Source organism: Streptomyces katrae (assembly GCF_000966975.1).
Taxonomy (GTDB): Bacteria; Actinomycetota; Actinomycetes; order Streptomycetales; family Streptomycetaceae; genus Streptomyces; species Streptomyces katrae.
In genome coordinates this window covers 1-1,179 of sequence record NZ_JZWV01001671.1, presented here as the reverse complement: position 1 = coordinate 1,179, position 1,179 = coordinate 1, and the positions used below count along the sequence as shown (strand labels likewise).

At 72.3% G+C, this 1,179-nt stretch carries 2 protein-coding genes; both read left to right on the top strand.

Annotation, left to right across the window (positions count from 1 at the left end):
- Window positions 1-654 (top strand): phosphopantetheine-binding protein (locus tag VR44_RS48695; protein ID WP_045952608.1); only part of this gene is annotated, 654 nt, incomplete at its 5' end.
- 101 nt (window positions 655-755) lie between these two features.
- Window positions 756-1,179 (top strand): beta-ketoacyl synthase N-terminal-like domain-containing protein (locus VR44_RS39985; protein ID WP_045952607.1); only part of this gene is annotated, 424 nt, incomplete at its 3' end.

Sequence of the window (1,179 nt, the reverse complement as noted above, 5' to 3'; positions counted from 1 at the left end):
CTCCGCACCCGCGACCAGACCCCCGCCCTGCTGCGCGGTCTGACCACTGGGCCGGCCCGCCGGACCGCCGCCCGGGCGGCGGAGCCCGCCGGGGCCGGGGCGGCCGGGCCGTCGCTGCGCGAGCGGCTGCTGGAGCTGCCCGCCGAGGAACGGGACGCCGTCCTGCTGGACCTCGTGTGCGGTCAGGTGGCGCTGGTCCTCGGGCACGCGCGGGCCTCGGCGGTGGACGGCGAAAGGCAGTTCCGCGAGCTGGGCTTCGACTCCCTCACGGCGCTCGAACTGCGCAACGGGCTGGGCCCGGTGACGGGTCTGACCCTGCCCGCGACGGTGGTGTTCGACTACCCGACGCCCGCCGCGCTCGCCGGATACCTGCGGGCCGAGCTGGTCGACGCGTACGCGGAGCGGGCGCTCGCCGAGCGGCTGGACTCCCTGGAGCCCGTCCTGGCCTCCCTCGCGCAGGACACCGTGCTGCGCGGGAAGGCGGAGGCCCGGCTGCGGGCCCTCCTGGAGCGGCTCGGCACCTCCGGCGCGGCTGTGTCTCAGCCGGTGGACGACGCGAGTGGCGCTCGTGCCGCATCCGAGGAGCGTGAGATCGAATCGGCCACCACCGACGAACTCTTCGACCTGATCGACAAGGAATTCGGATCCCTGTAGCCACGCCCGTTCCCCACGTCCCGTCCCCGTTCCTCCCTCCCGCACCGATCCGAAGCTCCGAAGCTCCGAAGCACAGGAATTCCTTGAAAGGCGATACACCGATGTCGGACGAAACGAAGCTCGTTGACTACCTGAAGCGGGTCACTGCCGATCTGCGTCAGACGACTCGACGGCTTCGTGAGGTGGAGGCGGAGGCCACCGAGCCGATCGCGATCGTCGGGATGAGCTGCCGCTACCCAGGCGGCGTGCGGACGCCGGAGGACCTGTGGGAGCTGGTGTCGGGCGGCCTGGACGGTATTTCGGCCTTCCCGTCCGACCGGGGCTGGGACGTGGAGGCGCTGTACGACGAGGACCCGGACCGCCGGGGCACCTCGTACAGCCGCGAGGGCGGTTTCCTCGACGCCGCCGGGGAGTTCGACGCGGGGTTCTTCGGGGTGTCGCCGCGTGAGGCGCAGGCGATGGACCCGCAGCACCGGCTGCTGCTGGAGACCTCGTGGGAGGCCTTCGAACGGGCGGGCATCGACC